Consider the following 25,353-nt stretch of genomic DNA (forward strand, 5'->3'; position numbering starts at 1 on the left):
CCGGCCTCCTGCTCTTTGATCATCCCGATAATCTGTGCCTCGGTGAAACGGCTCTTTCGCATTCGTCTGCTCCTTCAGGTTGGGCAGACTCTACATCAGATTGAGGGAACTTCCGGGGGGCAGGTCAGCCACCATCGCAAACTGACCGACGACGAACGCCGCCAGATCATCGAGGCCCACACCAGAGGCACATCAGCCGCCGCTCTGGCCCGCCGCTTCGGCGTCTCGAGCCGGACGATCTACAACACGCTGATTCGGGCCAAAGGCCCGTGCCCTGGCCCCACCACGACGATCAGCACCCGCTTGAGCGCGCGCCAGCTGGCCGGCTTTCAGGCCGCACTGGCGCGCCGCGGAATCACCGACCAACCCGCAGCGCTCCGCCGGTTAATGGGGGCAGCCGACACCCTGTTGCGCCCAGCCGATCCGGTCGTGCGCGATCACCTGCAAGCCTGGGGTGCGCTGGTCGCCGCCGAAGGTGCTGCGGTCAACCGCATCGCCCGCAAGCTGAACGAGGCCAAACTGCGCGGTCGCACGATGCCCTTCACAGATGAGGACATGACCACGATCCGTCTGTTCGCTGCGGGCCTGGTCGAATTCGCCGAGGGGTTCCGTATCCTATGGGAGGCACAGTTGGCCGAGAAGGCGCGCGAGGTCGACAATGCGCTAAAGGGGTTGGTCATAGATGCACCGGAACCTAAAGCAGGTTCAGCATCTGCGCCGCCCGCTGCGTCGCATCGCTGGCGATCGGCTCGCTGACTGCCGCCGGGACCTGATCACCCACCGCCAGAAGCGTGCGCTCCAGCGCAGGGCCTAGCCGATTGGTCATGTCCTGCAACAGCTCCAAGGCGCGGCCCTTGGGCAGACCCGCCGCGCGCCCCTCGGCCTCGAAGTGGCGCGGCACGATCTCGTCGATGCCGTAATGGCAATCGATCGACATGGCGAGGCGGTAGCGCTTGCGCTGCAAGCGTCCGGCGCGGACGACCGGGGCGACGCTCAGGATGTCATAGAGGGGCGCGAGCGTGAAACGCGCCCGGCGGCCCAGACGCAAGCTGAAGTTCTTGGCGTGCCCGTCTGAGGCCCCGATCAGGAAGAAGAAGATCTGCGCCCGGAAGAACGTCTCCCGGTCTTCGATGGGCGTGTCGGATTCCCTCAAGAGCTCCATGATCTGCGCGATGCCGGGGCCGCCTAACCTCTGGTATTTCATGGCAGAAGGGTAGCCCAGCGACTGGCAGATATCCTCTTGCGGCAGGCGTTTCAGGATGCCGCCGCGCCAGTCGCGATCGAACCGCTCGACCGACAGCACGACCTGCCCGGGAAGGGTAAGCTTTTCGACATGCGCGACGGGCAGGCCGATTTCACCAGCTAGGGTCATGCAGAACAATTCGTTTTCGACGCTGTCGCTCAGGTCGATTTGCTCAGGGCCGGGAATGATGCCCATGGGCGTCTTGAAGATATGGCTGGTCGGCGTGATACCGCGCGGCTTGGCCCAGTGTCCGTCGATACGCAGATAGGCCGTCTTCTCCTGCGCGCCGGCGATGGAAATCCGGAAATCCTCGTTTTCACCAAGGGCGAGCGGCGCGGTGGCGAGGTTCTTCAAGTCGGCGACCATCTCCTCTTCCGAGACGATGCGATACTGCATGTCCTGTTCGGACGGTGTCTCATCCACCGGCAGGAATTGCAGCGCGCCGACACAATCACGCCCCAGCACGGACAACAGAGAGAACACATCTTTGCCCTGTGCGCCTACGCGCGCGGCGATCTTCTCTCGCAGCTCTCCCTCGGCATCGGGCAGGAGGTTGTCGAAGGCCGCGACAACCGGATCGCCCTGCCATTTTAGCCTAGTGAGCGGCAGGGCGCTGGCAACCGGAAAAGCGACCTCGGACACAAGCCAGTCAGGATCGTAGGTGAAGGCGATGGCCCCATCCGTCGCGCGGGTCAGCGTGCCCACCCGCGCCGTTTCGAACCAGACGGCGGTCTTGCTTTGACGTGTGCGGTGGCCCGCGCGTGCGATGCGTGCCATCCTAGCGCTGCACCGGGTCAGCTATTCGATCCGTCGCGGACAGTTCCGCGCCGAGGGCCTCGAGAAGGCGCAGGTAGACATCGAGGCTGACGGATACGACACCATTTTCGATATCGGAAATGGTGGATTGCGCCGTTCCCGTCATCTCGCCAAGCTGCTTTTGGCTGATCTTCCGCGACGCGCGCCGCGCCTTCAGCACGGCCCCGGCTTGGCGCAGGCTTCGGATTGGGTCGGCTGATGCTTTTGTCATGGAGCATGCATAGCTCAAGGACTATAATTTGTAAATATCCCTTCTGGGCTATAATGCAGGGTTATAGTTCAAGGGCGATAACTCGTGCCCCCTTGACTAAGACGCACAGTTGGTATCCGTGCTTGCCCCTACAAATCCTTCAGAAGGGTCTCAGCTTGCTCGAGAACGATCTGGGCAGCTTCTGTAGATAAATCCGGCGGATAGCCGTATTTCTTGAGTATGCGCTTTACAAGAATGCGCATCCGGGCCCGAGCACTTTCTTTCTTGTGCCAGTCAACGGTTGCATTCTTGCGAACCTGATCGAGCAATTCATGCGCGATCAGGCGCAACTGTTCGTTGCCCATGGCTTCAACGGCGCTCTCGTTCTGTGCCAGGGCGTCGTAAAAGGCCAACTCTTCATCAGACAAGCCTTCGGCTTCACCACGGGCCGCAGAAGCTTTCACGTCTTTGGCAAGGTCGATTAAGGTCTGGATCATCTCGACCGTGGAAATGGCGTTCGCGTGATAGCGGGCTACGGCTTCTTCAAGGCGCTGACTGAAGGCGCGGCTTTCGACGATGTTTCGTTTGGCTTTGCTTTTGATTTCTCCGTTCAGGAGTTTCTTGAGCGCCTCCAGGGCAAGGTTCTTGCGCTCCATAGACTGAATTTCGAGAAGGAATTCATCGGACAGGATGGAAATGTCTGGTGTCTTGATACCCGCCGCATGCAAGATGTCGACGATTTCCGCATTGGCAACCGCCTTGTTGACCAACTGCTCGATGGCAAATTGCTTCGCCCGCGAAGAGAGTTTGCCCTTGACCGTGGTTTTGGTCATCGCCGCGCGAACGGCCTGAAGGAAGCCGACCTCGTCTTTGACGTCCTTCGCCAAATCACTGGACGACGCCAGAGCAAAGGCGCGTGACAGTTCCAGAGCTGCGTCTTGAAACCGCGAAAGCTCGTTCTTCTTATCGACGTCGGACGACTTCTGGCGTGCTGCCTGTGCTTGCTGTCCGACGATCCAATCGACCGCATCACCGAGCGCCTGCAAGCGTGCCTGAGCCATGCCGTGCAGGCCTGCGCTGTAGTCATGCCCATTGAACATGTGGCGGACTACGTCGAGCTTTTCAGCCAGCAGAGCCACGGCTTCTTCCTCGTCGATACCGGTGCGTTCGCGGTCGGCGTCGGAATACTGTGACAAAGCATTTTTGAGGTTCTGGGCAATGCCGATATAGTCGACCACCAGTCCGCCCGGCTTGTCCCGAAAGACTCGGTTGACCCGGGCAATGGCCTGCATCAACCCATGTCCCCGCATGGGCTTGTCGACATACATTGTGTGCATGCACGGGGCGTCGAAGCCGGTCAGCCACATGTCCCGAACGATGACCAGCTTCAGTGGGTCATCCGGGTCGCGCGCCCTTTTCGCAAGTTCATCGCGCCGTTTCTTGTTTCCGATATGCGTTTGCCATTCGAGCGGGTCCGATGCTGAGCCAGTCATGACGATCTTGACCGCGCCAGATGCATCATCGTCCGAATGCCAGTCGGGGCGAAGCGCGACGATCTCGTTATAGAGCGCGACGCAGATCCGGCGGCTCATGCAAACCGCCATGGCTTTGCCACCAAGGGCGGAAGTCCGCGCTTCCAGGTGCTTTACAAGATCGGCGGCCACTTGCTTCAGCCGCTTTTCTGCACCGACCAGCGCTTCAACGGTGCTCCACTTGGCCTTGGTCTTCTCCTGTTCGGACAGCGTATCGTCTTCGAGGATCGCAGCGATCTCATCGTCGATCTTCGGCTTCTCGTCTTCGTCAAGTTCGATCCGGGCCAACCGGCTCTCATAGTAAATAGGCACCGTGGCCTTGTCTTCGACGGCCCGCGTAATGTCGTAAATGTCGACATAGTCGCCAAAAACCGCTGGGGTGTTTACGTCCGCAGTCTCAATCGGCGTGCCAGTGAAGCCGACAAACGAGGCATTGGGAAGCGCCTGACGTACGTAGTGGGCATAACCATATTTCCGTTCACCGGTCTTTGTGTTCACCTTCGCATCCAGCCCGTATTGGCTGCGATGCGCCTCATCGGCGATGACGATCACGTTACGACGGTCGGTTAAGGTCGGGAACCGCTCTTCGCCCTTCTCCGGGGTGAACTTCTGCATGGTCGTGAATATCACGCCGCCGGATTGCCGGGCCAGCAAATCGCGCAGCTCTTCCCGGCTTTCCGCGTGCTCGGGCGTCTGCCGGATCAGGTCTTTCGTCATGGCAAAGGTCTGGAAAAGTTGATCGTCCAGATCGTTCCGGTCTGTCAGGACAATAAGTGTAGGGTTCTCCATCGCAGGGCTGCGCACCAGCAAGCCCGCGAAGAACGCCATGAGCAGCGATTTCCCCGACCCTTGCGTGTGCCAAATCACACCGATCCTGCGGTCGCCTTTGGGCTGCGTCGCCTCGATCGCACTGGCCAATGCCTTTCGCGCGCCGAAAAACTGGTGATAGCCTGCGATGATCTTGAACGGCCCCTCGCCCAGATCGCCGAACACCGTGAAATCGCGCAAAAGCTCAAGAAACCGCCCCTTGTCGAACACGCCCCTGAGCAGCGTCGCCATTTCCTGCGGCCCCTCGGGTGTGAAATCCCCCGCTGCGCCGGTGACAGAGCGCCATGGCATGAAGCGCTCTTCATTCGCAGTCAGCGAGCCGATCCGGGCCAACAATCCGTCCGAACTGATCAGCACCGCGTTCGTCCGGAACAGGGACGGAACTTGCTGCTTGTAGGTCTGGAGCTGGGCGAAGGCATCCTCGATGGTCGCGGCCTCGCTGGCCGCGTTCTTCAGCTCGATCACAGCGACAGGCAGACCGTTCAGGAACACGACCACATCCGGGCGGCGCTTGTGCTTGCCTTCGATCACGGTGAACTGGTTTGTCACCAGCCAGTCATTGGCCTGCGGGTTCTCGAAATCGACCAGCCAGACCTTGTCGCCCTGGATCGTACCATCATACGCCTTGAACTCCACATCCACGCCATTGACCAGCAGCGCGTGGATGCGCCTGTTTTCTTCGGTCAGGCTTTGCGACGCAGCACCGGTGACCTGCCGCAGCGCGTCCCGGCGGGCGTCTTCGGGGACGCGGGGGTTCAGCCGCGCCACGGCCTGTTCTAGCCGCCCAAGCAACACGACCTCGCCATAGGATGCGCGCTCTGGGCCTGTGCCATCGGGCGAGATCACATCCGCGCCTAGGTAGGGAATGCCCTGATCCTGCAAAATGGCCAGCGCGGCTTGTTCAACGAGGTCTTCGTTAATCATCGACGGCCCCGTCTATCGATGCTGCAAAGCGGGATGGGTCAAGGGCTTTCACCTTGGCGCGGAAAACCCGATCAAAGTCTTCCAGTTTTGCAGTCAGCCATTCACGATATTCCTGCCATCGAGCCTGGTCCTCTAGAGGGCATTTCTCGCGGATAAGCAAGATTCGGCTGGCCCGCTTGTCCGGTAAGGCGCGCCAATCCACAGCATAGCCCAATTCTTCTTCGATGGCAGCTTTGCTGGCCTCCAGCTCCCGAAAATACGCCATGGCATTCTCGTCACCCAAATACAGTTCGACAGCAATCTTCTCTTCGCGGGAATTGAGGATCGCGCCCAAGCGCGCACCAGAGCGACCAATAGGTATGTTTGTCCAATGCTGCGGGCGCGGTTTCTGCGTGCGTATTCCGGGATGCGTCTGAAGTTCAGCATGAAGCTGCTCCCAAAAGGCCAATTGCAACTGCTTGGTATCCGTCAGTGCTTCCGTCTCGATCCGCCGAGTGGCCGCTCCAACTGTCTTCGACCATTCATTCGGCTTGGAAACGATGTTGAATTTCGGCGCAGCTGGGCTTTCGCCAATCCGCCAAAGCTCCACCTCCAAAGCAAAGAAACGGAAATCATCGCCCGTTACCGCATTCAGCCAATCCAGCGCAGCGCGGTGCTCTTCAGTGAACGTTGCCGCTACCCAAACAATCGTCACGGCCTTGAGCCCTGCCGCATATGTAATCAACTGGCCGAGATGCCTGTGATCGGTGCGCTCCAGCTGGTTCTCGATCAAGACCCAGCTGTCATTGCGGATGTCCTTGCACAGAATGTCGGCACGAAACGGCCCAACCTCCTTCTCCTGCGCCTCGACTTCCAACTCCAGCCCGAGCGTGTCAGCAAGGAGCGAGATATTTTCCTCCCGCGCCAACCATGGAGTGAAGTCCTGATCTTCGGTGCGCCAGATATCGCGGAGGTCAATTTTCTCTAAACGGCCGAGCGCACTCACAGCTCATCTCCGCTACTTCCAAAGCCTGGGCTGAACAGGCGTTTATAAAGCCGCTCTGCATAGCTGTCTGTCATCCCAGCGACGTAGTCGCAAACCCGTCTTTCTGGAGAGCTTTCCCTGCATCCATCTTGCCAGGATGAAGGAGGAATAAGGTGCTCGGGGTCTGAGATCAGAGTGTCAAATAACTGCGCCACGACCATTTGGCCGCGTCGTTCAAGCTGCTGGGCCTTCGCCTTTCGGATCACGAGTTCGTAGGCTAGTCCCTTCAGAGCTTTCAGAAGCCTTGCGTGAGGCTCGGGCAAACTTGCGTTAAACCTGAGTAGCGCGTGCTCGTACGAACTGTGCTCTGAAAGAGCCACGTTCGTAATGAAGAGGTTCACAAGCCCCGAAATCGTCTGCTTTCTTCGAAAACTGTCGGACAGAAGGCCATCGCAGACTGTTTTCGCGTCAAAACCAGCCAGATTTTCAATTTTCGCGAACGCCTCAGTGATTTCTTCTCGGATCTCTTTGTCTGACGCGAGGCCGCGCGCAACAATATCTTCAATGTCATGAATGCCGTAAGCTATATCATCAGCGAGTTCGAGAATGCTGCAGTCAAGGCTGTGATGAGCGCCTTTGCCATCAGCAGATGTAATTAGCTTCTCTCGATCGCTCTCGGTAAATCCCGCCAAAGCCCAATCTACAACTGTGGCCTCATCGTCGTGATAAGATTTCGGCGGTTTCTTAGCGTATTCATCGAGATTGAACGACGCCATGGAGCGCGGATACTTCAAGATCCCGAGAACCAGGCGACGGGTTGGGTACAATCCCTTCCCGCGCTCCTTGTATTTTTCGAGCTTCGTGAGAATGCGAAGTGTCTGGCCGTTTCCTTCAAAACCACCATGGCGCAACATCGCCTTATGCAGCGCTTGCTCACCTTTGTGGCCAAATGGAGGGTGTCCAAGATCGTGGGCGAGACACGCTGCTTCAATCAGATCACGCGGCGGCAACCACTCTTGAACATCCTTATGAAAAGTAGCCTTCTCGGCTCTCAGCACTTGTAGCAAGCCATAGCCGATCTGCGCGACCTCAATAGAATGCGTAAGCCGGGTGCGATGGAAATCACCCTCTCCGGTTCCCATGACTTGCGTCTTGCCCTGCAGTCGGCGAAAGGCCGCTGAGTGCATGATCCGCGCCCGGTCCCGTTGAAATGGCGACCGGCCATCTTTGAGGCGATTGGGCTGATCCTCGTGAAGTCGTTCTTCAAAAAATGATTGTTCAGATGTCATGCTTAAATCCCAACGTTACTCATCCGGCAGGTCCCTCGGCTCAGGACGCTCCGGAAAATCGCGAACATCAATCTCGACCAGACGACCGATCCCTCGCTCGCGGTAGTCTGCCGCGCTCCCTCGGCGTTCAAATTCCGGCTCGCCAATTTCCACGAGACCTTCGATCTCCCGGTCTGGGCGATCCGGGGCGTTCAATTCATCGAGCGTTGGGAAGCCCAGTGCCGCCGCGCTGTCCCGCGAACGGTCAGAGCCGGTCGCGACCCTCACATCGGCAGAGGAAACGACGAAACGCAACACGCTGCTGTCTACGTCCAACACGTGAGTCAGGCTCGCTTGGGCATAGTCCCGCCGCTCCACCAGATAATGCCATGGCACGCAGTCTTTCTCGATATCGGCGAGGGTCTTGGGCATCTTGGCTTTGACGGTCTGTGCGTGGGCCAGGAGACAGCCCGCTTCGAAGGCCTCAAAGCCCCCGCCAACGTTTTCCTTTTTCCAGTGGTCGCGCTGCGCTTCCGTTGAATAGATGCAATACACGGGCTTGAGGCGATGTTTCTTCGCATCCTTGATCAACAGGTCGATCTGCTCTTTGCCCGTCGATTTCACCTTGTGCGGGATCTTCAGCTTGTGGTCCTTTTGCAGCCGCTTGGCCTGGACGCGCATCCGGAACTTCCGGCGACGCCCGATAATGTGCCATTCCCAATCCGCGCCGTTTTTTGCTTCCTTCGCCTTGCCGAAGGTGTTCAGCGTGATGATGGCCGGATGGCGGCGGCGCAGTTCCAGTAGGTTGGTTTCGGTAATCGTTTCCTCGCCATAGCTGACATGCACATCGTCGCGATGCGCGAACCCGAGGTTCTGCGAAGTCGCGTGGGCCAGTTCCAGCAGGCTGTGCAGCAGCGATCCCCTCACACCACATCCTCCGCGCCGGTCAGGCGGAGGTCGCCGGACATGAGTTTGGGGAGGAGGAGGTCTCGGGTGGCGGCGAGGGTTTGGTTTTCTTGGCCGTTGGCTTTGATCAGTTCGAACATTGGTTCGATCAGCCTCTCAAAGGCCGTGAACACATCCTCGCCCGCCCAAGCGAAGTTCAGGCTTTCGAATGTTGCGCGGGTGATTGTCGAGAAGACGGACCCATGCGCCATGGCCTTCAGTCGTTCGACCATGCGTTCGGTCGCAAGGTAGACGAAAATGTCGCCGACTGGCTCAACGGCACGTAGCGCGTAGCAAGACTGGTTAAACGTCATTGGGCGCGCTGCCATTGCTATGTTGCCGACCGTACCACGCGCCGAGATGATCGTGGTTCCGGCGTCGATCATCCGGACAGAGCTTTCGGCAACGCCACGCTCGGTGATGGTTTTCTCGGTATTCCAGACGAAGACTCCACCCGTGGGCGGCGTGTCCACCACCGAGAACCAAGGCACCTTTCCCCCCCAATACTCGGGGACCTTAGTTTTTGGTGTTCCGCCACCGATGATGTCAAGAAACCCCACGAATGGGCGCTCTTCCCACCCCTCCGGCAGGCCGTTGTCTCCGAAGCTGTCGGGGAAGAGGGCGACGAGGGGGGCCGCTTTTTCGGGGTCGGGGAGGAGGCCGCCGAGGATGGCGGCGGGGTCGGTGATCCCTGCGGCCTTGCGGCGGGTGGGGCCGAAATCGACGAACCAATCCCGAAACACCGCCCGCGCCATCGCCTCCAACGTCTCATTCATCCGCCGGTTCAGCTCGATCTTGTCGTCGAGGGCGCGCAGGATTCTAGCGATGTCCTCTTGTTCCCAAGTTGGCGGAAAAGAAAACTCGAACTTGGGAACGTCCCCACAACGCAAGCTGGAAAAAACAGCGCCGACATTCAGATATTTTTCGATCTCCACCCACCAAGCGGGAGAATGAACTATCCAGCGAAGAAACGGGGGAAATACCTTTGTTCCATCGGCGCGCAACAACACCAAGTTCTGACCGAGCGCAAACTCGGTTCCCGTGTCATCAACAGCGGTAACACCAGGGTTTGTGCGCCGCGAGAGGATTACGTCGTCCTTCTGATACTTGGTTTTCCGTGTCCAAGTGATAAAGTCCGCCTCGGAGATTTTTCTGGCCGACGCAAAATCCACGCGACCTGTTGTGATCTGAGGTATGCCTACATAAGGCCGCCCAGATTGTTGGGCGGCTGGCGTCTTGTGGTCGCAATCAAGCAGAGTAATTCCCGCTTCTGCGAAGGTCATATGCTGCCAATCCGCAGGCACCCTCTGCCGCTCCACAATCGCCCGGAACTCTGGCGACACGGCGGTCAGGTCGATCACGTCCACCTTCCATGGCAGATCCGAGGCCTCGAACGCCTCTTCCAGATCGATCAGCACATCGGGTGCCAAGGGCGCGGCCCCTTCCAGCGCGATGTCCAGATCGGAAAAGGGCTTGGCTGTCCATGCCACGCGGCTGCCAAAGGCCCAGGCCAGCGTGCCCTTCGGCAGGTGATCCTTCAATATCCCCTGCACGATGGCCAGTTGTTCGGGGCTGATGTCGATCTTAACCGTCATTCCGCGTTCCGCTCTTGCAGGCGGGCCAACAGCACCGCAGCCTCGTCCCGAAAGGCGGGGATGCGCTCAAACACCTCGTTGGCCTTTTTCTCGTTGTAGGCATGGCTGGTCGCGTTGCGCGCATCGCGGAAGCGCCGCCATTCATCCCAGCCATTGGCCAAGAGCCCGCGTTCCGCGCCAGAGCGGATCATGTCGGGAAAGCTCATCTGGTCGATCTCGGACGGGTTGGGCGACATCGCCTCCAACTGCCGTTTCAGCAGCTTATGGGCCAGTTCATAGGTGTATTCGAACCGCTGGATGCAGGCGTCTTTCACGAACTGGCTTTGGGTGCGGTCAAATTCCGTCAGCGCCTCGTCCAGCGAGGCTAGGGCTTTCTCAAACGATGACAGCTCCAATTTCATTGCGTGCCTCCCGGAATGCGCGACAACGTACGCCGGATCAGATCGGCCATGCGGGCGCTTTCCGTCAGTTGCGCGTCAAGCTGGGTGGCGAGGGCTGCGAATTTCTCCTCGAAGGGCACGCCGTCGTCTTCCTCATCCGCGGCACCAACATAGCGGCCCGGGGTCAGGACGTAGTCATGCTTGCGGATCGCGTCGAGATCGGCGCTGGCGCAGAACCCCGGTTCGTCTTTGTAGGGCTGATCTGGCGCCTTGGCCCGCCAACGGTGGTAGGTGTCGGCGATCTTGTCGATCTCGGTATCGTCGAAGTCACGGCGCACGCGGTCGACCATGTGGCCCAACTGGCGCGCATCGATGAACAGCACCTGTCCCTTGCGGTCGCGGTGGCCATTGGCGGATTTGTCATTGGCAAGGATCCACAGGCAGGCGGGAATCTGTGTCGAATAGAACAGCTGCCCGGGCAGGGCGACCATGCAATCGACCTTGTCCGCCTCGATCATGGCTTTGCGAATGTCGCCTTCACCCGATTGTTGCGAGGACATAGAGCCATTGGCCAGCACGACGCCCGCCGTGCCGCGCGGGGCCAGATGGTGCAGAATATGCTGCAGCCAGGCGTAGTTGGCGTTCCCCTTGGGCGGCGTGCCGTATTTCCAGCGCCCATCCTCGGTCAGCCGCTCTCCGCCCCAGTCGGAGATGTTGAAGGGCGGGTTGGCGAGGATGTAATCGGCGCGCAGGTCCGGCAGTTCATCGCGGATGAAGGAGCCTTCATTGTTCCATTTGATCTCGGCGTCGATGCCTTGGACGGCGAGGTTCATCATCGCCAGTCGCCATGTGGTGTGGTTGATCTCCTGCCCGTAGACCGAGATGTCGTTGCGGCGGCCGCCATGGTCTTCGATGAAGTTCTCGGACTGGATGAACATACCGCCTGAGCCACAGCAGGGGTCGTAGACACGGCCCTTTTTCGGTTCCAGCATGGCCACGAGGGTTTTGACGACAGAACGGGGCGTGAAGAATTCGCCGCCCCGCTTACCTTCGGATGAGGCGAAGCCCGAGAGGAAGTACTCATAGACCCGGCCTAGCAGGTCGCGGGCCTCGGTCGCGTTGCCGCGCATGTCGATCTTGGAGAAGAGGTCGATCAGGTCGCCCAGCATCTCTTTGTTGAGCGTGGGGCGGGCGTAGTTCTTGGGCAAAACGCCTTTTAGCTTTTCGTTGGCCGGGACGCGCTCGATGGCCTCCATCGCGTCGTCGATGATCTTGCCGATGTTCGGATCACGCGCCTTGTTGCGCAGGTTCGACCAACGCGCCTCTGGCGGCACCCAGAAGATGTTTTCGGCGAGGTATTCCTCGGGGTCCTCGGGGTCCGCGTAGTCGTCCAATGCCAGCTTGGCGTGGTAGCCTTCGAACGCCTCGGAGATGTATTTGAGGAACACGAGGCCAAGGACAACGTGTTTGTATTCGGACGGCTCTAAGTTGCCGCGCAGTCGGTCGGCGGCTTTGAAAAGATCGGCCTCGAATCCGAGATCAGAGGTGCGCGCTTCGGCCATTGGAATTCCTACCAGTAAATGTCTTCAGGCGAACGATCACCCCCTGCCTGGCAGTGAAGTTTTCGCGGTGCAGGCGGCGTCGGAAATAGCTTTCAATCGCGACTGCCAAGGTGAAGGCCGGAGTTGTCACGGCCATGATGCAGGCGGAAAGTCCCGCGATCAGAAGCGGAAGCCATGGCATGTTGTTAGCATCCCCAAGGCCAATGAGCGGCCCCCAGGACATCAGGTAGGCCAGAGAGCTGACGCACATGGTGATCATCACCGGGCGCGTAAAGTGGCCAATGTCGGCCTGCATTCGCTCAGTGGTTGCCAGTTGGTGGCGCTGCCACGCCTCGGTTTGCCTCAGGTCCATTCTTATTCTCTCAACAGTTCGATCCAGGTGTGGACATCGTCCATGGAAATTTCCTTTCCTTCTAGAAAGGAGCGATACCAACGCGCGGCGATAGCCCCGCGCTTTTCGCTTCTTATCTTGATCCCGCTGGCGGAAAGATGCCTATCCAACGCGATTTCGAATTCCTCCAGCGCAGTCAGGTCGTGTTCCAGCCGAACGGCTTCGACGCCGAGGAGTATCCAGTTGAGGTCCACGGCGAACTGACGGTGCAGTTCGACCAGCGCCTCGACTGGGATCGAGCGCTTGCCCAGCTCGTAGCTCTGGTAGGCGCGCAGCGATATCCCAAGCGCTGCCGACATTTTGGCCTGCGACATGCCAAGTTCGTTGCGCGCGATCGAGATGCGCGCGCCTAGGGCGCTCAGGTAGTCATGCGGACGATCCACCATTTTTGACGGCAAGACCCTTGTTTTAGCGCTCGATTGAATGCTATACGCACAAATGAACGTTATTTGACGTGTTTCAGTTCGGGCGCGGTGCTTTGCTGCGTGTGACCCGATTCGCTCCACTTTACGAAAAGGAGATGGTTTTGGCACAAGAAAAACTGCTTTCGCCCAAGGAGCTAGGCGAAATAGTCGGACTGAGCCCCGCGCAAGTTCGCGCGTTGATGAACGAGGGGCGCCTCGAGTTCGTCGAGATATCCTCAAAGACGAAGAGATTGACGATGACCGGTTGGGAGCGCTTCCGGCAGCACGCGACCAGGGGTCCGGAATTAGAGAGGAAGAGGCCTGACGGGGATTTGGGGCAAGTTGATTGAAAGAGGGAAAACAAAATGTCCATGCCCTGCGCAGCGTTGACACATGGAACGAAAGCACACGTCTCCAAGGAAAACCGAACTGCATACTTATCGGTCACCAGGTTGCAGATCGTTCCTGAATACTCGAGCCGATCTGATCATATCGTCACGGCCCCCGGTGCCTACCATACGCAGATCCCGAGCGGAGCATCAGAGAAATGTGCCTCGCTGTTCACCGTCGCCGCAGCGCGCAAGACCGCCCACTGCGGCGGGAAAGGGTAGGCGACGATGAACACGGAACATGCAGAGCAGTCCCAGATACTCACCATTGGCAAGACGCCCGCTCAGTGGGTCGAGATAATGGCCACGCACGGGATCGAGATTTCCGAGCGGACGCTGCGCGAGAAGGCCAACGACACCGGCGCGTTCTTCCGGCTGGGGCGCACGATGCTGATCACGCCCGCGCAAATTGACACCATTTTCGAGGAAGGACAGGCATGCCGCTCGAAATCTACAAGCGTGGCTCCGTCTTCTGGGTCAAGGGCTGGGTCGAATACAATGGCCGACCGATCGCCGGTCCATACCGCCAAAGCACGCGAGCGACTACTGAAGCTGGCGCGCGGGACTGGATAAACGACGAAACGCAGCTGCAGATCCGCAGGCACCTCGTCGGGGAAGAGCACAGCTTGCGGTTCGCTGATGCGGTCAATTTCTACCCGGCAACCGCCAAGGATGCGCGGCAACTTTTGCCGATCCTGGACTTGATCGGGGATATGCCGCTGGGAGCAATCACCGGCGCGCTGCTGAAAAGCCTTGGTCGTAAGCTGAAGCCGAATGCCTGCACCGATACCTGGTGGCGCGAGATCGTGACCCCGGCGCGGGCGGTCATCAACCATGCGCATGAGCACAAGGGGACGCCGCATCTGACGGTCAAACGCTACGACAAGTTCGAGCGGATCGCGCAGGACGAGCGGCGAGGCAAGACAAGTCGTGTCGAGCGAACCCCCGCGACGCGCGATTGGATCGAGGCGTTTTGCGCGGAGGCCGATCCTTACAACGCAGCCTTGGCCCGTTTTATGTTTGAGACAGCAGCCCGGATCGACCAAGCGATCTCGATCGAGCCGAATGATCTCCGACCAGCTTCCTGCCAAGTGAAGATCAAGGCGCAGAAGGGGCACACCGAAGGGTGGATTACCGTCTCGCCGCAGATGATGGCCGAGCTGGTCGCGTTGAAGGCCAAACGGCCGAAGAACCTCAAGACTGGGCAAGTGCTATCGCCCCGCGTCTTCGGATACGGAAGCTCGACCGGCTACAACAATCGCTGGAAAACGATCTGCAAGCGCGCAGGCATCCCTTATCTGTCCGCGCACCGCGCCGGGCGGCACGGGTTCTATACCGAACTGGTGGTGCGGCAGGGGGTCGATCCCGTCACGGCGGCTAAGGCAGGGCGGTGGTCAGACGCCACATTGCCCATGCGAATTTACGCCCATGCAGAGACGGACGAGGCTGCAGTCAGGGCGCGGTTTCGTACAAACCATGTACAGATGGAACCTGTGGAAAAACGTAAGCGCAAAAAAACAAAGAAGGATCGGCAAAATGAATGACTCCCTCCTAAGGGGCAGGTTGCAGGTTCGAATCCTGCCGGGGTCACCAGTTTCCATTGGCCTGCCAATGCACCATAAGCTTGCACGTTTTGGCGGTTTTCATGCACACCCCATTTCAAGAGGCTTGGGGTGCCGTGTCGAAGGTTTCTTCTAGCACACTGGGATAGAACGGTATTTCATCGTAACCCGTGGTTAGCGGTCACTTTTCACCCTGAGTTTTCAAGAGTGCGACAACCGGCTCAACAGCGTTGCGAAGATAGATCGGTCCGACATCCAAGCCGTTCGGTCGGAACGGCTGGACCCCCTCGTTCTGCAGAACGGCCCGGATCGTGTTCCTATGCGCACCGGTTTCGGCCGACAGAATCGTTAGTGTCGTGTAGCTGAGCGTTATGCGCGCAACAAGCGGGGCCGCGGGAGCTCGGACGTGCGCGCCCTCATGATCGGCGAATTCTGTGAGATGGACGAGTGTCGGGTGTCATTGATTACGTCAGCGAAGGCCAATGGTTATTGGCATACGCTGTCTGAAGATATGAAGAAGGCGATGGAATGGGCGGATGAGGAAATCCGCAGCCGCCTCACCATTCTGGTCATGATCGATGTCGCGACACGTATGCCGCTGGCCTGGGTTGTCAGCGACCAGCCGAAAGCCGAAGCCACGCTGCAGTTGCTGCGCATGGCAACGCGCGACAAGACGCGGGAGAAGCGCATCTACGGGTGCGAAGGCGATCCGATGCCCGCGATGGGACTTGGCATGGTGCGCAATGATAATGGCACCGGTCTACGCAACGCGGAGGTCAAGGCCGCGATCATGGGGATTGCATCGGCGAATACCGACGTGCGGACCCACGCTTCCGCAGACAAACCTTATGTCGAGCGCATCCTCGGCACCTCCGAATCCGTCATGTTCAAACTGGTTCCCGGCTACACGGGTCGCAAGGCGGGAGAGCTGCCGGGATATGACGCCAAGGCATCCGGCGTGCTGGATATCGACCTCCTCTATGAAATCCTGACCAAGTTTTTCATCGATGAATACCCGTCCCTGAAACATATGGGCGTCGGGATGGCTGGGCGTCGGTCTGCCGAGGTCTATAAAGAACTGAATGAGACCCGCGGGATCTTTCGACCTTTGGATGAGGATCTCCGTCGCATCCATCTGGGCTGGAAATTTGATCTGAAAGCCAATGACGAGGGTGTGCGGGTTCTGGAGGGCCTCTTCTATTCGTCCGACGAATTTCAGCTCGCTATCGATGGGTATCAGGGCAAGGTCGCCGTATATCTTGATCCCGACAATCTGAACTTTGCAACCGCAGTGATCCCTCGTGATCCAGAGCCATATAAGCTGGCATTACAGACGACCGCCTTCGCCGATCTGACCGCATCCGAATTCCTGGAGCTGATGACGCACTACCGGCGTGAAAACCCAGAGTTGACAACGCTCTACGAAGACCGGATCGCAAAGGTTCGCCTCGAGAGGCATGATCAGCTCAAGAAAATCGGCGTCGAGCGGCGGCTTCCAAGGAGCTATGTCACTCAGGCCGAAGCCTGCAAGAAGGCCAAGAGCCTGTTCGCCTCATCTCGGCTGGTCAACACGCATGTGCCGCTCGATACGGTCGCCCCCGGCTCTCTGGCCACCGCGACCTCGGGGCCGGGGATCCTGCCGCTCGGCGCTGAAAATGTCATAGACCACGAGCCTGAAGGACCGGTCTCTACGCCCGCTCTGCCAGCGAGGAAGCCGAAGCCCAAGGCCGAAAAACCATCTTCGGAGCCCCCTGTTCGGCTCGGCCGACCCGCCCAAAAGGGTGAGATCTTGTAACTACCGCCATCTCAATCACCTCTAGCCTTTCAAGGATACCCATGGGTTTCATCGACCAGAAACGCGTCAACGCATCACTTGCTCTGCAGCGCGGCCATTATACTTTCCCGCGCGCGGCAAAGCTCCGCGAAGCTTTTGAAAACTGCCTGCACGATTACTATGTCAAAGCCAAGATTGGCGGGCATTTCGAAGCGCGCGGCCTGCTGGTGACTGGGGAATCCCGGGTCGGCAAGACCTCCGAAACCGTCCGGCTTGTCGATGAATTCAACGCCAGTATGACCGCGATGCCCAACGGGAAACCGGGCAAGATTGTCTATTGCAAGCTTGATGGGTCGATCAGCTGGAAAGATCTTGGCCACAAGTCTCTTGAGGCAATGGGCTACAGCGCGAACCCTCGGCGTACCCAGGGTGAACTCTGGAACATGGTTCGCCATCAATGCCGCGAACAGGGCGTCATCGGACTCTACTATGATGAATGCCAGCACGCCTTTACGTCGGGCCCAAAGTCCAACGAAAAGCTCCTCGACCGTTTTAAGGCGCTGATGAAGGAACCGGAATGGCCATTGATGCTCATCCTGTCAGGCGTCCCGGTTCTGGCCAGCCATGTGAACGCTGAAGAGCAGATCGCCCATCTCCTCTCCCACATTCATTTCGATAAGATCAACCTTGGCAGGTTCGCCGATCCGACAAAGGATCCGGACATGATCGAGTTGAACAAGCTCGTCTACACCTATGCCGAACGCGCCGATATTGATGTCGAAGACCTTGTTGACGTCGATTTTCTGCAGCGCCTCGATTTTGCCTGCGCCTCCAGGTGGGGCCTCGTCATCGAGCTTCTGATCCGCGCCTTCGGCTTGTGCAGACTTCGCAGCCAGAGGACCGTCACTGTCAAAATGTTCTCCGAGGCCTATGCCCAGAATTCCCGCCTGCCTCAGGGCTTGTGCCCTTTCACCGCACCCGACTATCGCAACATGATCGACGGCGAAAAGCTCACGCAGATGATGCTGGACGAATAGCGGCTGACCAAGATTGGTATCGACGTTTCAGGGCTCGCATCGCGGGCCCTTTTTTTGGCCGCAGCCGTGCATGCTTATGTGTCAACTGTGCATGCTTATGCCTTGCGGGTGAAAGCTGTGGTCTCGCAAGGCATTGAAATAATATATTTATTCGAGGGCCACATCGCCCCCGAATCATCTGGGTGTGCAAGCTTATGGTACATTGGCAATTGGCCGCTCTCAAGTCTGCCGTGCTAGCCTTATTTCAGCTGCGCGATCTGGCGGGCGAGTTGTTGCAGGGCCAGTGCTTGGGCTGCGGCGATCGCTTGCGGGCCGTCACCGTTCAGCGGCACCGAAATGTTGAAGCTGCGCGCGACATCGCGGCCAGGGCTCATCACCGGGGTAACGAAGTATTGCCCCGACAGGTGAAATGCCCCATCCGATCCTGCCAAGAGCTGCGCGACGCGGATTTCCAGCCGGCGTTCGGGGCCATCGCTGAGCGGCCAAGGTTCGGCCACCGCCGTCGCCCCGCTATAGGCCGAGATTTGCATGGCAATCACACGGGTGATCGCTTGGCTGGGCGCATCCGCCCAAAGCTGGTTGCGTTGGGGGCGCAGCGCGCCGTCGGGCTCTTGCACCGTTACCTCGGGCGCGGTGGCATATTGCGGCAGCACCACCTCGCGCACCTCGACGCGCCCCAACCGGTTGGCCAGTTGCTCGGTCGGGGCCGGGGGCTCCACCAGATAAAGCGCCGCATTGGCGCCACAGCCAGCCAGCGCAGCGCACAGCAGGGTGCCGAGGATCAGGGGTTTGGGGGCAAAGGTCATCGCGGGGTCCTATCGGCCGAGAATGAGGGATTGCGGGTTGCGTTGCAGCATGCGGATCAGCCCGTCGAACGAGGCGGCGGTCTTGCGCAACTGGCGCAATGTTGCCACCGTTTCGGTGTTGAATGCAGAGCGTTCGCCATAGCTGGCCAGCACGGCATCGATATTGCGGATCACGCGATCCAGCTTATCGGTCAGCGCGGGCAATTGCGTGCTGGCCTCGGCTACCGCATCGGCGGCCTTGCGCGCTGAGCCAAGCGTTTCATTCAAGTTTTCGGTCGCGCCCCCCTGTTCAAGATCGGTCAACATCACGGTCAGCGCATCGAGCGACTCGGTCAAGGACTTCGGCAGCGCTTCCATATCCGTCGAGGACGCCAGTTTGTTGAGCGATGCTGTCAGATCGGCGGCGTTTTGGGTCACTTCTTGCAGTGGGAGGGTCTTGGCTGTCTCGCCGATCTCATTCAACGTCTCGACCAGTTTCGGCACCCCGGCCACGCTATCGGTCACCGCCTGCGCGGCTTCGCTGGCTGTGGTCATCGCGCCTGTGATGCTGTCGACCGTGCCCGCCTCGGACAGATCGGCCATGAAGCGGCCGGTTTCATCCAGCACCTTGCGCAGCGCGCCGGGCGCGGCTTGCAGATCGGGCGAGCCCACGACCCCACGTGCCTCGTCGATCAGGGCCAGAACGGCGCCTGGCACCTGTTGCGTTTCGTCTTGCCCGATCAGCGCTGTCGTTGTGTCCAAAAGCGAAATCGTCGACTCCATTACCTCTTCGATCGGCAGCGCGCTGATGCGCGACATAACCCCCTCGGCCGAGGCCGAGAAATCCGAGATATCGGGGGCGACGGTCGGCAAGACCGGGTTGGGCTTGGCGCCCATATCGATCTGGGCGGGGGCGGCGTCTTCGACCCCGATCAACTCCACCACCAGTGATCCGCCGAGCAAGCCAGTGCTGGCGACCCGTGCGCGCAGGTTCTTTTGATCCACCTCTTCAGACAAAAGCGCCAAAACCGCCGCCGCATCGGCATTGCGCGGCAGGCCCATCCGCGCGGGCGTCACATCGAAATCAATGCGCTGGAAGACGGTTGCCCCGCCTTGATCGGTGGGGGCGGTCGCGATGCCGATATTGGTGATTTCGCCCACTTTGACGCCGCGCAGATTGACCGGATCGCCCAGTTTCAGCCCGCGCACGGCCCCATCAAGCCGGATCGACAGCGCCACCCGCACATCGGCCGTATCGGCAAAGATACTGTCGCGCGCGGTCGCCTCATCGGCAAAGATGCGGAAGCTTGGGTCCGGCCCAAGCGGCTTGCCGCCCGAAACCAGCGTGTTGAATTCTACCCCGCCCTGGATCAGCGATGACAGGCTGCGCACATTTAGCTTTACCCCCGAAGCGCCGAGCGAGACCGAAAAGCCCGAGGTGTTCCAAAACAGCGTGGATGAGGTCAGGCGCTTGTCATAGGGCGCTTCGATAAAGGCATTGATCGTCACCCCGTCGCCGCTTTCATTGACACGAAGGTTGCGCAATTGGCCCACCTTGATGCCACGATAAAGCACCGGCGCCCCCTCGATCAGCGAGCCGCCATCGGGCGCGGTCAAGGTCACCCATGACCCCGATCCGGGCGTTTCCGCCAAGGGCGGGGTTTCCAGCCCGGTGAAAACCGCAGGCGGCGGGCCGGAAAAGGCCTTGTCCCAAAGCCCTTCTATGAACACGCCCGACAGCACCGTATCGAGCCCGGAGATGCCATTGAAACCGATTTGCGGCCGCGCCACCCAAAATTGCGCTTCGCTGTCGATATGGGGGGCCATATCCTTGTCGACGCGCACGGTCACAAGGGTGGCGCGCAGATCCTCGGTGAAGCCGACCTTTTCGACCTTGCCGACCACGACCTGACGGTATTTCAGCACGGATTGTCCGGGCACCAGCCCGGCGGCATCGGAAAAGGTAATGCGGATCGGTACGCCCCGGTCGTGAAAGGTTTTCCACGCCACGCCCAGCGAAACGATCAGCGCCAAGATCGGCACGACCCAGACGATCGACAGCCGGTTCAACCATGAAACCGGCGCGGGAGAGATATCGGGCTGGGCGATGGGATCGGGGCTCACGCGGGGTATCCTTGGTCTTTTTCCCAGATCAATCTGGGGTCGAAACTTTGTGCCGCCAGCATTGTGAAGGCGACCGACAGGGCAAAAAGCGCGGCGGCGGGCCCCGGGTGTATGTTTACCACATAGCCCAGCTGCACCAAGGAAGACAGGATCGCCACAACGAAAACATCGACCATTGACCAGCGGCCGATGAAATCCATGATTTCAAGCAGCTTGTGGCGGCGGTGGCTCGACATCGTGGCGCGCCCGCGCAGGCTGATCGCCAGCGCGGCAATGGCGATGAATTTCGCAATCGGCACCAGCACCGAGGCCGCGAACACAATCCCTGCCACGGCCCATTCATGCGCATGCACCAATTCGACTACACCGCCCATGATGGTGTTTTCGGCAGTGCCTGTGGCAACCGTCGAGGTGCGCAGCATCGGGTAAAGATTTGCCGGAATGTAGCAGATGATCCCGGCCGCCATCCAGGCCCAGACCCGTTGCAGCGACAGGTTGCGGTCGGGCTCAAGCGCGCCGCCGCAACGCGGACAGACAGAGGTGTCGCCGGGCGACACCCGGCCACAGGCACGGCAGCCGATCAGGCCGGCGGCCCGGGCTGTTAGCGTTGGGTGTCGATTGCTTTCCATAAGGTCCAGTCACACAACAGGTTGTCTTTTACGGTGACCACGATCACCAAAAGCCCAAAGGCCCAAAATGCCGGGCCAAGCGTAATCGTGGCGAGCCCCGCCAATTTCACCAGCGCCACCACCGCCCCGACGACAAAAATCTCGGCCATTGACCAAGGCTGAATCGCCTCGGCCAGCCGAAAGGCGCGCCGCGCATGCCGCCAAGGGGCGCGGCCCTGCGCCAGCGGCCAAAGCGTGTAGAGCAGCAAGGTCACCCGTAGCAGTGGCAACACCACGATCAGCGCCATCACCACGACCGAAAGCGGCAGCAAAATCCCTTCGGAAAAGGCCAGTGCCGTATCGAAGATCGAGCTTTGATGCCGAATGCCCCCCGCAGAGATTTCCAAAAACGGAAAGAACACCGCCCCGATCATCAAGATCGCGACCGTTAGCGACAGCGCGATCACCTGCGCAAAGGTCTGCCGCCGCGGGGCGTAAAGCAGATGATGGCAGCGGCTGCAGCGGCAATTTTGTTGCGCTTCGAGCGACGGGGCAGCCATCAAAAGATCGCAGGCGGGGCAGGCGATCAGGGTTTCGAGCGGCGGCAATGTGGGCGGTGTGGCAGAAGCGGAAGATATGGACGACATAAGAAGATGCTAGCGCTCGCGCGCCCGAACGGGAAGGCCCTTCGCAGGTTTGCGCGGGCGCGGCGCATCAAGGCGATTGAGGCTTTTTGCCTGCGACGATATGTAAAGCCGAATTCGGGTCGGAATGGAATCGTGCAATGGAAATCGTCGCTGATAGGATCGGCAAAGCCGCCATCATGGCTGCAATCAGCAGCCGCGAGGAAGAAGAGCGGATCAAGCAACAAATCGCGGATAGGCCGAACTGGAAGGTCGGGATCACCTATGTGACCGGTCGGCGCACCGAGATCGAACGGGGGTTCGTGAAATCGATCGTCGCCTGTGCGCTCAATGCGCAGGTGATCCGCCATCGCCCAGATGAGATTCATGGGGTGATTCATGCCGGTCTGGAGTGTCTGCACGGGGTCAGCTCTTCGGTGGTGGCTGAGTCGAACCTGAAACTGAAGGTGGCTTTGGTCGCTGACGGGCATTGGGTGGCGGTTGCCGCGCATGGAGAATCAGCTTTTCACCCGGTGACGAACCATGAACGCATCGGTTTTGGGGTGATGCATATCTGAGTGTTGAAAAACGCATGGCGGCGCGGGTCGAGGCCAATTTGCCCTTCATACTCGCGGCTTTGTGAAAATGTCGCAGGGCCCGCGCCGCAGTGCAGCATTGGTTTTCTGAAGCTGTGAATCTGACCTGTATAATTTCCTAAGTGACCAAATTAGCTTCATTTAATCCTGTCAACTGCGACATTTGTGCCCAGTTTTTTGGTTGCGAAAACGAATACTGGACAAGCTGAAAAACTAGGCGTATCGCTTTCGTCAACCCCGGTGTGACACTTTCTCACGGAATGTTGACCGAGGCCGCCCGAGCCCTGAAAAGCCGGGCCGTGATGACGTGATGAGCCTGATGCCACACTCGGCAAATATGGCTGACGAGCCCAAAGCACCGCGTGCCTAAGTGTCTATCGTGTGGTGCATATCTGACGGTTTTCCTGACCTGATGTAGTCCCTTCATCTGGCCTTGAATGGCAAGTTGCGCCTTGTTGCGCGCTGCACCGCCGTCGATTGCGCGGGATAGAAATCATGAAATATGCCTTGCGGCGCACGCTGGACTGGTACAGCGACATGTCGCTGTGGCCCCAGTCGAACGCCTGGGCGATTGGCTCGGCCTTCCTGACCGGTGCCCTTCTCGAAATCTCTACCCATCCCAAGCCTGGCCTCGTGACGCCCCGCTCCAACGGGTCGCACCGGGACATGAACTTGCAGACCTTCATGGTCTCCTCGGCGGCGATTGCGCCGTGCCTTTACCAATGCGCCGAGCTGGGCCTTGGCCATTCCGGTCCGAACTGGACCGTGCTGGCCAGTGTCCGCGAGATCGGTGCGCGCTATGAAGCCCGGCTGCTGAAAGCAACCGGGGGCGTGAATACCCAGCGCGGTTTGCTGTTCTCGGCCGGTGTGCTGAGCGCGGCGGCAGGGCTGGTGATGCGCCATCAACCCAATTGCAGCGAAGCCGCGCTGTTCGACACGGCCGCAGACATGGTGCGTGGCATCTGTGACCGTGAATTGCGCAGTTTGGGAAACCGGACGCCGCAGACCGCCGGAGAAAAACTCTACAAAGAATACGGCGTTCTGGGCATCCGTGGCGAGGCCGAGGCCGGTTTCCCCACCGTCCGCAGCGCCGGGCTTCCGGCGTTGCGGACGGCACGAGACAGCGGCGCGCCGCTGGGTGCTGTGCTGCTTGATACGTTGATTGCGATCATGGCCGAGGCCGAGGACACCACGCTGTTGTGGCGCGGTGGCCCCGAGGCACTGACCTTCGTGCAAGCCGAGGCGCGGCGTATTCGTGCTCTTGGTGGTGCGCTGACCGAAGCCGGGATGGCCGCAATCCAAACCCTCGATGCAGATTGCATCGCCCGCCACCTGTCGCCCGGCGGTTCCGCCGATCTGCTCGCCGTCACCGTCGGTGTCGATGCGTTGCTTGGCGGCATCCTTCCCCCTGCAACTCCCGAGCCCGGCGCCTCCCCCGCCCCGGCTCCCAACCTCTGAGGATATCCGATGAACATCATCGTCTATGCCGCGGCCAGCTACTTGATCACCGCGGTCATCTCTTTCGCCGTGATCGGCGTGATCGTGGGCATTTCCAAGCTCTTGTCCAACTCTAACGCCGCCTGAGGAAAGAATAATGTTAGAAACCCTCTTCAACGTGTTCCCCGGTATCGGGACACTGTTCATTCAGGAGCCGCTCATCGCCTTTGCGCGGATTGCCTTCATCGGGCTTGGCTTCGTGTTGGCCTATCTTGGCTTTAAGCGCACGCTTGAGCCGTTGATCATGGTCCCGATGGGGCTGGGCATGATGGCCGTCAACGCCGGTGTCATGATCCTCGAAGGCGGCCAGATCGGCACCCTGATCATCTCGCCGCTGGTGTCTGATCCCGGCGAACTGATCAACATCATGCAGATCGACTTCTTGCAGCCGATCTATAACTTCACCTTCGTGAACTCGCTTGTGGCCTGCATGTTGTTCATGGGCATCGGCACGATGGCGGATATCTCCTTCATCTTGGCGCGTCCCTGGGCCTCGATCACGGTTGCGATCTGTGCGGAACTCGGCACCTTCGTGACGCTGATCATCGGCTACTACATGGGGCTGTCCCCGAACGAGGCCGCCGCTGTCGGCACGATTGGTGGCGCGGATGGTCCTATGGTTCTGTTCGGCTCGCTGATCATGGCCAAAGACCTGTTCGTTCCGATCTCGATCATCGCTTACCTCTATCTGTCGCTGACCTATGCGGGTTACCCCTACCTCGTCCGCTGGCTCATCAAAGAAGAGCACCGTGCAATCGAAGTCGAATACGATTTCCCGGACGTGACGCCGCAAGCGAAATTCACCTTCACCGTTGCTGCTGCTGGTCTGCTGTGCCTGCTGCTCCCGGTGGCCACCCCGCTGATCCTGTCCTTCTTCCTGGGCGTTGCGATCAAAGAAGCCGAAATCGAGCCCTATCAAAAACTGCTCGAAAACACCGTGACCTATGCTGCGACGCTGCTTCTCGGCCTGGTTCTCGGCGTGCTGTGCGACGCTGGCACCCTGCTCAACCCGCAAGTGGCTGTGCTCGTGGTCCTCGGCATCACCGCTCTGGCGATCTCGGCTGTGGGTGGCATCGGCGGCGGCTACCTCGTGTGGAAGCTCTCGAACGGCAACTACAACCCCGTCATCGGTATCGCTGGTGTGTCCTGCATGCCCTCGACCGCGAAGATCGCCCAGCGTGAAGCCTTCGCTGCAAGCCCCCACGCCATGATCATGCCGCTCGCCATGGGCGCCTCGATCTGCGGTGTCATCGTCTCGGCCATCGCCGTGGGTGTGTTCGCCTCGACCATCGGCCTGGTGAACTAACAAAGAACCG

At 59.6% G+C, this 25,353-nt stretch carries 22 protein-coding genes; 7 read left to right on the forward strand and 15 right to left on the reverse strand.

Annotated elements, in window-relative coordinates:
- The first annotated feature begins 42 nt into the window (after positions 1-42).
- Positions 43-756, forward strand: coding sequence for a helix-turn-helix domain-containing protein (locus tag CKO11_RS00005; protein ID WP_223632328.1), 714 nt, complete (start codon positions 43-45; stop codon positions 754-756).
- Here the strand turns inward: CKO11_RS00005 and CKO11_RS00010 are convergent.
- The 11 genes from CKO11_RS00010 to CKO11_RS00060 all read right to left on the reverse strand — a co-directional run bounded on the left by CKO11_RS00010 (position 695) and on the right by CKO11_RS00060 (position 13,024).
- Entirely contained in the window at positions 695-2,020 is a 1,326-nt protein-coding gene (locus CKO11_RS00010) for a type II toxin-antitoxin system HipA family toxin (protein ID WP_223631667.1), read from the reverse strand. The two genes, CKO11_RS00005 and CKO11_RS00010, sit on opposite strands and share 62 nt — an antisense overlap.
- Position 2,021: 1 nt before the next feature.
- Complete coding sequence (locus CKO11_RS00015; protein WP_223631668.1) at positions 2,022-2,270, reverse strand: helix-turn-helix domain-containing protein; 249 nt, start codon at positions 2,268-2,270, stop codon at positions 2,022-2,024.
- 128 nt (positions 2,271-2,398) lie between these two features.
- Positions 2,399-5,533 carry a type I restriction endonuclease subunit R gene (locus CKO11_RS00020; protein WP_223631669.1) on the reverse strand — a complete coding sequence of 1,045 codons (3,135 nt, stop codon included), beginning with the start codon at positions 5,531-5,533 and terminating at the stop codon, positions 2,399-2,401.
- Entirely contained in the window at positions 5,526-6,518 is a 993-nt protein-coding gene (locus tag CKO11_RS17550; RefSeq protein WP_223631670.1) for a DUF4268 domain-containing protein, read from the reverse strand. The genes CKO11_RS00020 and CKO11_RS17550 overlap by 8 nt, the downstream gene beginning before the upstream one ends.
- Positions 6,515-7,786, reverse strand: coding sequence for an anti-phage deoxyguanosine triphosphatase (locus tag CKO11_RS00030; RefSeq protein ID WP_223631671.1), 1,272 nt, complete (start codon positions 7,784-7,786; stop codon positions 6,515-6,517). The genes CKO11_RS17550 and CKO11_RS00030 overlap by 4 nt, the downstream gene beginning before the upstream one ends.
- Before the next feature lie 15 nt (positions 7,787-7,801).
- Positions 7,802-8,692 carry a DUF6615 family protein gene (locus CKO11_RS00035; protein WP_223631673.1) on the reverse strand — a complete coding sequence of 297 codons (891 nt, stop codon included), beginning with the start codon at positions 8,690-8,692 and terminating at the stop codon, positions 7,802-7,804.
- Positions 8,689-10,305, reverse strand: coding sequence for a restriction endonuclease subunit S (locus tag CKO11_RS00040; protein WP_223631675.1), 1,617 nt, complete (start codon positions 10,303-10,305; stop codon positions 8,689-8,691). Before CKO11_RS00040 ends, CKO11_RS00035 begins: the two co-directional genes overlap by 4 nt.
- A complete protein-coding gene (locus CKO11_RS00045) occupies positions 10,302-10,706 on the reverse strand; it encodes a nucleotidyltransferase substrate binding protein (protein ID WP_223631676.1) in 405 nt (134 codons plus the stop codon). Before CKO11_RS00045 ends, CKO11_RS00040 begins: the two co-directional genes overlap by 4 nt.
- Positions 10,703-12,247, reverse strand: coding sequence for a type I restriction-modification system subunit M (locus CKO11_RS00050; protein ID WP_223631678.1), 1,545 nt, complete (start codon positions 12,245-12,247; stop codon positions 10,703-10,705). The genes CKO11_RS00045 and CKO11_RS00050 overlap by 4 nt, the downstream gene beginning before the upstream one ends.
- On the reverse strand, positions 12,225-12,599 hold the full coding sequence (locus tag CKO11_RS00055; protein ID WP_223631679.1) for a hypothetical protein: 375 nt from the start codon (positions 12,597-12,599) through the stop codon (positions 12,225-12,227). The genes CKO11_RS00050 and CKO11_RS00055 overlap by 23 nt, the downstream gene beginning before the upstream one ends.
- A 2-nt stretch (positions 12,600-12,601) precedes the next feature.
- Complete coding sequence (locus CKO11_RS00060) at positions 12,602-13,024, reverse strand: helix-turn-helix domain-containing protein (RefSeq protein ID WP_223631680.1); 423 nt, start codon at positions 13,022-13,024, stop codon at positions 12,602-12,604.
- Between the two features lie 844 nt (positions 13,025-13,868).
- Between CKO11_RS00060 and CKO11_RS00065 the strand changes: the two genes are divergently transcribed.
- The 3 genes from CKO11_RS00065 (at position 13,869) to CKO11_RS00075 (ending at position 17,804) form a co-directional block, all read left to right on the forward strand.
- The gene (locus tag CKO11_RS00065; RefSeq protein WP_223631681.1) at positions 13,869-14,975 is read left to right on the forward strand and encodes a tyrosine-type recombinase/integrase; all 1,107 of its coding nucleotides are present in this window, start codon (positions 13,869-13,871) and stop codon (positions 14,973-14,975) included.
- 436 nt (positions 14,976-15,411) lie between these two features.
- A complete protein-coding gene (locus tag CKO11_RS00070; protein WP_223631682.1) occupies positions 15,412-16,788 on the forward strand; it encodes an integrase catalytic domain-containing protein in 1,377 nt (458 codons plus the stop codon).
- Between the two features lie 41 nt (positions 16,789-16,829).
- The gene (locus tag CKO11_RS00075; RefSeq protein WP_223631683.1) at positions 16,830-17,804 is read left to right on the forward strand and encodes an ATP-binding protein; all 975 of its coding nucleotides are present in this window, start codon (positions 16,830-16,832) and stop codon (positions 17,802-17,804) included.
- A gap of 239 nt (positions 17,805-18,043) precedes the next feature.
- On the opposite strand, the gene CKO11_RS00080 is transcribed toward CKO11_RS00075, so the two are convergent.
- Genes CKO11_RS00080 through CKO11_RS00095 form a run of 4 tightly spaced genes read right to left on the reverse strand, consistent with a single transcriptional unit; the run spans position 18,044 to position 21,968 of the window.
- On the reverse strand, positions 18,044-18,610 hold the full coding sequence (locus CKO11_RS00080) for a membrane integrity-associated transporter subunit PqiC (protein ID WP_223631684.1): 567 nt from the start codon (positions 18,608-18,610) through the stop codon (positions 18,044-18,046).
- A gap of 9 nt (positions 18,611-18,619) precedes the next feature.
- Positions 18,620-20,713 (reverse strand): intermembrane transport protein PqiB, encoded by a 2,094-nt coding sequence (locus tag CKO11_RS00085; protein WP_223631685.1) that lies wholly within the window; start codon positions 20,711-20,713, stop codon positions 18,620-18,622.
- Positions 20,710-21,342 carry a paraquat-inducible protein A gene (locus tag CKO11_RS00090; RefSeq protein WP_223631687.1) on the reverse strand — a complete coding sequence of 211 codons (633 nt, stop codon included), beginning with the start codon at positions 21,340-21,342 and terminating at the stop codon, positions 20,710-20,712. The genes CKO11_RS00085 and CKO11_RS00090 overlap by 4 nt, the downstream gene beginning before the upstream one ends.
- Positions 21,315-21,968 (reverse strand): paraquat-inducible protein A, encoded by a 654-nt coding sequence (locus CKO11_RS00095; RefSeq protein WP_223631689.1) that lies wholly within the window; start codon positions 21,966-21,968, stop codon positions 21,315-21,317. Before CKO11_RS00095 ends, CKO11_RS00090 begins: the two co-directional genes overlap by 28 nt.
- Before the next feature lie 137 nt (positions 21,969-22,105).
- Between CKO11_RS00095 and CKO11_RS00100 the strand changes: the two genes are divergently transcribed.
- The 3 genes from CKO11_RS00100 to madB all read left to right on the forward strand — a co-directional run bounded on the left by CKO11_RS00100 (position 22,106) and on the right by madB (position 25,343).
- On the forward strand, positions 22,106-22,522 hold the full coding sequence (locus CKO11_RS00100) for a HutP family protein (protein ID WP_223631691.1): 417 nt from the start codon (positions 22,106-22,108) through the stop codon (positions 22,520-22,522).
- Between the two features lie 513 nt (positions 22,523-23,035).
- Positions 23,036-23,998 (forward strand): triphosphoribosyl-dephospho-CoA synthase MdcB, encoded by a 963-nt coding sequence (gene mdcB, locus CKO11_RS00105; RefSeq protein ID WP_223631693.1) that lies wholly within the window; start codon positions 23,036-23,038, stop codon positions 23,996-23,998.
- A 136-nt stretch (positions 23,999-24,134) separates the two neighbouring features.
- A complete protein-coding gene (madB, locus tag CKO11_RS00110; RefSeq protein ID WP_223631695.1) occupies positions 24,135-25,343 on the forward strand; it encodes a Na+-transporting malonate decarboxylase, carboxybiotin decarboxylase subunit in 1,209 nt (402 codons plus the stop codon).
- Positions 25,344-25,353: the final 10 nt, after the last annotated feature.

Origin of the sequence: Rhodobacter sp. TJ_12 (assembly GCF_020023995.1) — a bacterium.
GTDB lineage: Bacteria > Pseudomonadota > Alphaproteobacteria > Rhodobacterales > Rhodobacteraceae > Rhodobacter.